4 protein-coding genes are annotated in these 7,068 nt (G+C 59.4%); all 4 read right to left on the bottom strand.

The window, feature by feature from the left end:
* A partial coding sequence (locus tag HP547_RS03465) for a hypothetical protein (RefSeq protein WP_172285512.1) occupies positions 1-195 on the bottom strand: 195 nt, incomplete at its 3' end.
* A gap of 4 nt (positions 196-199) precedes the next feature.
* Complete coding sequence (locus HP547_RS03460; RefSeq protein ID WP_172285511.1) at positions 200-2,629, bottom strand: hypothetical protein; 2,430 nt, start codon at positions 2,627-2,629, stop codon at positions 200-202.
* Positions 2,630-2,632: 3 nt separating this feature from the next.
* Positions 2,633-5,122, bottom strand: coding sequence for a hypothetical protein (locus tag HP547_RS03455; RefSeq protein ID WP_172285510.1), 2,490 nt, complete (start codon positions 5,120-5,122; stop codon positions 2,633-2,635).
* A gap of 26 nt (positions 5,123-5,148) precedes the next feature.
* Positions 5,149-6,984, bottom strand: coding sequence for a hypothetical protein (locus tag HP547_RS03450; protein WP_172285509.1), 1,836 nt, complete (start codon positions 6,982-6,984; stop codon positions 5,149-5,151).
* Positions 6,985-7,068: the final 84 nt, after the last annotated feature.

Genomic DNA, 7,068 nt, shown 5'->3' with positions numbered 1-7,068 from the left:
TGTCTGACCCACCGCCTTGCGCTTGAGTATGTCGCTGAACGGTGGAAGAAAGTTGTTCTCCGCAAGACGTTGCAGATACTGCTGCTCCAGCAAACGATTGAGCTGGCGACGGCTGTACACCGCGACTGCGCCCCAGCCAAGCGTCACCGATCCTTGCTTCATTTTTTCAAGCAGTTGCTCCAATGAATAGAACATGGCTTCAACCTCCAAGCGACGGTGCAGGGGCCACGCGCAGACCTGCCGGGCTGGCGGCGCGATGCATGGCTGCAAAATGCTGTGACAAAGGCAGCTGCAGCAGCAGGTGGCCTTCGAAGATGAAATCGGAACCCTCTAGCGCCCATTTGCCGATGATCAGGGTGAAACGCGCGTCGGAATCAGCAAAGGGCGGCGTGTAGTGGTCGTTTTTCTCGCCATCGATAGTGCCAGTACCATCAATCGGCAGTTTCCACTCCACGTCCACCAGGTCCGTGCCGTAGGCGCGGCCCTGCAATTGAAACTTGCCGTCCGGCCGTTGGGTAAGCGTCACCGCGATCTCCGGGCCGCGCTGGCGCACCAGCACATAGGTCGAGCGCACCTCGTCTGTCAGCGTGTTGCGCACCCTGACTTCGTCGAGTACATAGGTTTCGTTGCCTTCAACCTTGGCACCTGTGGTGTAGGTGCAACGCTTGCCATCAGCATCGGGTGCTACCGAACCGCGTCCGTCCTCCCCGGCGTCAGCCACCGACCACTCCAGGGCTCCGCCCAGGGTGCCGGCCGTCAGTGGAAAAGTGTCATCGACGTAGCACACCTGAACCAGCGGGTTGACCGTCATTGCAGAGGGCACCACGGTGACCAGGGTGGTGCTGTTCTGGCCGGTTTTCGAGTCAGTGGCGACAACCGTGGCGCGCATCGGCTCGCTTCCCATGGCATGCGCTGGAGGAGCCCGGTAGTCACCGGTAGCGGGATCGATCCGGCCAAGGTCACCGACGCTGCCAGGGAGCTCCCGCAACGACCATGTCACGTTTTCCAGCGGCGGGTTGACGGTAAAGGCATGACGCTGTGCCGGGGCCAGTGTGATGGGTGGATCGACGATACGAAACCCTGCAGCGCCACCGTCACTGGCAAACAAGGCCATGCCATTGGGCAGTTCGTGCCGGAACGGCGCGAGCTTGTACCACCCCGCCAACGTGGCGCCGTCCAGCACTTGCTCCGGAATCAACGCGGTCAGCTGCTTGGCCAGGCCTTCCAGTACCGCCTGTTTGATCAAGAACGCGACAAACGCGCAGATCTCGTCGCGTAGCTCGGCCGGCATGTTGTTCGGCAGGCCACTGACAGGGGTCACTTCGGCCGACTGCTGCCATGGCCACAACACTTGCCCGAGCAGCATGCCGCCGGCGCTTTCCTCGGCTGATGCCGGTTCATTCAAGTTGAACAACGTCTGCAGGTCGAACTGGAAGGTCGCCGTGTGAGTCTGCTCCGCTCCGTTCGGCTTGGCGCTGTAGGTCAATGACAGGGTGCAGTGGGACTTCCAGTGCTGACGTACTTCATCACGCTCGAACGAGATACTGAGGGGCGATTGGAAATCAGCCTGAGACTCCTGGCCCTGCGCATTGCTCAGGGCTGATGTGCAGCAGCAGCATCCTTGGCCGTGTTGGCTGGCGATCCGCGCATCGGTATCGGCGTCAAGCGGAGCGCCGGCCACGGCAATCTCGAACGCCTCACAGCTGAACTGATAAGCGTTGCTCTCATAGGTGCCGGGGTGCACAGGCAGCAGACCAGCCTTGGCATCCAGGCGCTGCAGGTTGTTATCCGCGTCGAAAGTGGCGTCGAACGCCCCACCTTCAAGCATATGCTCAAGGCCGACACCGTAGGCGGCCCGATGCAGGAAGCGCGAGGTCAGCAACACACTGCTGCTCACCGGTGTTTCCAGGTCGTCAGGCAACAGGAAAGGATACCCGGAGTCCTCGCCTGGGAAGTCGCCCGTCGGCCCGTTGTCAACGCCTGCGAAGATGACTAGCGCAGGCGTGCCATTGGCTTTACTGACATGGGTACGTACCTCAGTGCGGCGCACCTGCAGGTAAGGGTTGCCGATGGGTGGCCTGAACGTCACCAAAGGATAGACTTGCCGGGCACTGCCCAGGCCGCTGAGCACATCCTTGAAGAAGCGCCCGGCGGCCAGGCGCTGGGGCAGGCCGCCGCCCAGATCGAGTTCGGTATCAGTGCCATCGCGCAGGTCGGCCCTCACGCCCTGGGCATCGCTGGCAAGCACCAAGGCCTGCGACACTGGCAGCGGGTCCAGCACATCATGCACCGCCAGACCGAGCAGGCCGTCGACCTTGTCCACGCTCAGGTGCGTACCACCCTCAAGGGCGATGCGTTGCTGGACCTTTGCCGAAGCATGCGCTGCCTGCATGGCCGCCAATACTGGCGGCCCCATGCGGTAGCCGGTCAGGATATGGGTAACGCCGGAGCCAGGCAGGGCGATCTCGCCTTCGATATCGCCATGGGCACTGTCCTCCTGACTGAAATGCGCCTGCTCGACCAGCTGGTTCAGTTGCTCGGGACGTGTGGCAAATGTGAGGTCCCAGTTAAGATGGCTTGTTTGCTGCTTCATCCAAGCCGTGATGACCGACAGATAATTGGTAGCCATGATTTAACCCTGTTCCATTGATGTGCTGGACTGCATGCGTGCACCCACGCGTTGCGCAGCCTGTTCGAGGGCCTGATAAGCGTTGATGTGCTCACCCAAGGGCAGCGGCAACACGATGAAACCCTCCAAGCTGAAGGGGAACCCTGGCGAGGGCTGCCAGACGGCGCGAACAACGCAGAAATGTGCAGGGCTCTCGGCGGTCGCCTGGTAGTAAGGCTTACCGCCCTGATCGATGTCGATCCGCCCCGGGCCATACGCGACTGTCAGTTCACTGACGCCGGTCAGCCCCCCCGCACTGATGGAAAGCCAGACTCTGCCCAATTGGTCATCGCGTTCGTCCACCAGCACATCAGCGGGGCGGTTCCCGGTCATCTGGGTGACGATACATAGCGTCCGGCGTTCATCGGTCAGGCTGTTGCGCACCTCCACCTCCTCGACCACGAACGATTTCCCCACCACGTCCTTGCCAGGGTGATAGGTGTTGGCCGTGCCGGTCGGATGCGCCAGCTTGCCAAAGGGTTGTGAGCCCAGGATGCGCCATTGCAGTTCACCACCGGTCACGTGCTCGGCCTTGAGGCTGACCCCCTCGTCGCCCGATTGACATACGTCCAGCAAAGGGCTGACCTGAAGGGCGTGCTTGACCACGGTGAGCAGTGCTGAACTGAAAAAACCGCTGACCGGATCCGTGGCGGTGACCCGCACTCGGGTGAACTCACCCTGAATACCTGTGCTGCCCGGCGCCAAGTACAAGCCGTTGGCATGCTGATCGAAATGGCCCGCGTCGTCCGTCGCCCCCTCGACCGACTCGGCCGACCACTTCACACCGGCTTGCGCAGGCACGCATGCAAGCTGCAACTTGTCGCCGTGGACCAGGATCTTTTCCAGCGGCGTCACGGTGAACGTGGTCGACCGCGGGTCGACGTGGCCGAAGCAGATGATGTCATTGGGCATATGCTGTTCGCGGCTCAAAATTGCGCCACCGAAATTCAGCTTGATGGTTTGCTCGACCACTTCATCCATACGTAACTGGGTGGCAAGGTCCTTGGCGAGCGCGGCCCTGATCGGCCCAAAAGCTCTCAACTCGCCTATGTCGAGGTAGGACGTGTAGGGGAGCAGCAGGACAAACATCATATGATTCACATCCAGCGCCCCTCCCGTCGACTCCCCCTCCCATGGGAAGAGCCGCTCAGGTAACTTGAGCCTTCCTGGTTGTGCGATAAAGCTGGACAACTCCAACGTGGCGCCTTGAAGATCCTTAATCCGCCATTCACCGCGCACTGTTAATCTGGTTTCACACATCCAGATGCCCTCGACAAAATCCGGGTTCACCCAGGGGTGCGGTGCGTAGCTGACTTCCCGGTACGCCTCCAGTTGGGTGAAAACTTCATGCCGATCAATCAACAGTTCCAGCGTGACGCGATCTGCCACCACGTTGATTTTCAAAATGCCTGCAAGGGGAACTTTATCGGTAACCAGAAGAGCATCAATTTCACAGTGAACGCTGCCTTTAGCGTTTTCGCTTTGGTAGCTAAATGTCTTGCGCTCTGACAGAAAGGCCAACTCCCCCGCCGTTGCGATCGCTGACATCTCACCGTTTGGCGTCCGCTCAATCTTGAATTCCACGTTCTTGAAAATGTCACGCGGAAGGAGCCTGATGACGGTCGCAAGCGCCACGCGTTTGCGCTCGAAAAGCACACTGGCCGAGTAAACGTCACTGTCATCAGGGATCAAGTAGCGGTATTCCGGCCCTGGTATATCTGGCTGCCCGCTGCCTGCAACCATGCTGATCAACCCGACTACCGCGCCATCAACATCTTCATCATCCTCTTCCATCGGTGAAGGATTGACCGCCGGATTACGCTGAGTGAACAGCCGGAACGACTCGGGTCGAAGCAGTTCATCATTACCTTGCTCGATACGCCCCAGTGACCAGATGCGTTTGCTGTCGGGCAACGCCTTGAACAAGGTCTTGAAAAAATCGCCTCCCAATTCTCGAATACGTCTGGAATCGGAGAAGGTCACCACAAAATCATCACTGTTGCGCAAATCGAGGATCAGGCCTGCCTCCTCATTCACATAGCCTGGCACGTCGGCAAGCTCAAGGCGCAGGCGCAACTCCGGGCCCACCAGGGGTTCAATCCGGTCAATGCGCTGGGGATACCAGTGTGCACCGACCTTCTTCAACCCTACCTGGTTACCGCCAACGATCTTCATGCGCAGGCTGGCCCGCGAGCTTGTGATTTCGGCGTTGTCAAAAGACAAGCGCGGATGATCCAGGATAAAGTTTTGCATATAAACTTTATAACCATTGTCCGCAGGCGTTTCGCCGTTGATCGGCTCCAGGTAGGAGCCTGTGTGAAAACGCCTTATATATTCCTGGATCAACAGGGGGTTGGCCTTGTCCTTTTTAATGGCAAAGATCGAATCGCAGTTCAGCATTCGATCGCCGGCTTGAAGCCACGCCAGCAGCGCCGCCTTCGAATTATTCGACACGGGTAACCTCCGAAATTAATTATATTTCAGCCAACCAGTTTAATATCGGCAGAGCGAAAGGCTCGCCACGTCTCACCGTCATCGAAACTGGCATATGCTGTCAGTCTCAGGGTGCTGTTCAAATTCAGGCCTTCGAGAAACTGTATGGGAAGAAGCGCTTCAATGCTGCCGTCATAGTACTCATCCTCGGTCACTTCCGCGGTGCGCGGGCGTAGAACATGAGTGGGGGGTTTACCGGTTCTCGGCTCACCCTCTGCCTCGATGCCGAGCAATTGCCCTTCTGCCATGAACGTCCAACTGTCCTGCGTGCAGAGGGCCCCGTGCGTTGGAACTTCGCTCAATTTCAACTGCCCGTTTTCAACGCCTGAAACCTGGATAGGGAGGTAACTTGCGCTGTCGAAATCGGCCACCCGCAAGTCAAACTTTTGCGACTCCCTAGGCGCCTCGCCGTGACGCGTGAGGGTGTAGTACACGTCAAGCCGCCTGCCCAGGTTGGCCGCCATTGCCGATCGCGGCACCCTGAACAAGCGCTGGTCGCCAGAAGCAGGCTGAGGCACGATGACGTTCCCTGTGCTGCCGTGTCCCTGCCAGTGGAGCCTGATCTGCGGCGCAGGCACCTCTCCCTCGCCGAGTTCTGCATCCTGCGGAATCCTGACTTCAGCCCCACTGCCCAGGTTGCGTGGGTGGACCGTAGCTTGGTGCGACTCATCACCAGGCTCCTGCACTGCATGTTTGATTACCGGCAGCGGCAGGTGGAGTTTGCGTTGCAGTATCACAGTGAGCACCTGGGAGCGCTTCTGCACGCCTTGCCGCGCAAATTCATAGCTGAAAGTGACCTGCTTGCCACGGTTCTCGTCGCTCTGCAGCCACGCGCGGTCCAAAAGCACGGCAACCCGCTTGCCGTCCAGGGAGCTCACATCCGCGCGCAGGCTTCGCAATGTCACTTGAGGCCCCACGGCGTAGAGCATCAACGAATCACCGACTCGCATCTGCGGGTCAACCTCCAGTTCCAACCACACCCCGTCTTGATAGGCTTCGTCATCGGGGTCCAGAGCGCCCCCCGTATGCCCGTCGATGCGGGGTGCCGGCAACAGTGGCGCGGGTGGCGCGGGTGGCGGGTCGGTGGGTTCGGGTTTCGGTTCGGGTTCGGGCCAGACGATTTCGAAGCGCTGCACCAAGGACTCGCTGCTAGTACCGCTGGCGTACTTGATGCGGTATTGCAACAAACCGTGACCATACAGGTAGTTGAATACATCGCCATATTCCAGGTGCCACAACAGTGGCTGACCGATGTCGTGCTCCTCAACTACATATTCCTGCTGAACCGGCGTGCCCTCTGCAGTTTCGGTATAGAAAGGCGTCCAGGTCAGCGTGATCTCGTCACCTTCGCTCATGGCCGCATACGGCGCTGTCGCCAACAGCACGCCCTCAGGGTTCAGCGCACTGGCATCGATTTTCCCCTGATGGGCGTCCTGAAGGTGGGGAACCGGTAATGACCAGTAGCCTTCGTCCGGCCGCTGGACATAGAAGGCCCGACGCAGGGACTCCTCACTGAGCGGCTCGCCTGCATCAGTCACTCGCATGTACGAGTAGAAAACCTGGCCACCGCGCAAGGCCTTGACTTTGTCGTTAGCGATTGGAAACACCCAGCCCTTTACGGGGTCCAGGCGAAGGACTTGGCGAGCCCCAAAGATATCATCGGCCGTATTGTCCGCCCTGCACCCTCGCCAGTTGACACGTACGTAATCCCCTTCGGCGATACCGGGGTATTTGATCCAGGTCTCCAGCGCGGCATCGCCTAGTGCATCCAGGCTGACCGAGTTACTTCTTTCATCAAGGTGCGCGACCTCTGGCATTTCCATTGTGGCGTCTCCGTTGCAACACAGGGCCAATCGGCAACTTGAGCTAGATATAACACCCGCCCTGCGGCTCGACACCTGGCAAAA

This window comes from Pseudomonas sp. CM27 (genome assembly GCF_013179515.1).
Taxonomy (GTDB): domain Bacteria; phylum Pseudomonadota; class Gammaproteobacteria; order Pseudomonadales; family Pseudomonadaceae; genus Aquipseudomonas.
Note: the sequence above shows the minus strand (reverse complement) of the source record. Positions and strands in the feature narration are given on the sequence as shown.

Excerpts from the sequence above, each read along its gene's own strand:
- HP547_RS03460 (WP_172285511.1), bottom strand. The coding sequence starts at position 2,629 with ATGGCTACCAATTATCTGTCGGTCATCACGGCTTGGATGAAGCAGCAA.
- HP547_RS03450 (WP_172285509.1), bottom strand. The coding sequence starts at position 6,984 with ATGGAAATGCCAGAGGTCGCGCACCTTGATGAAAGAAGTAACTCGGTC.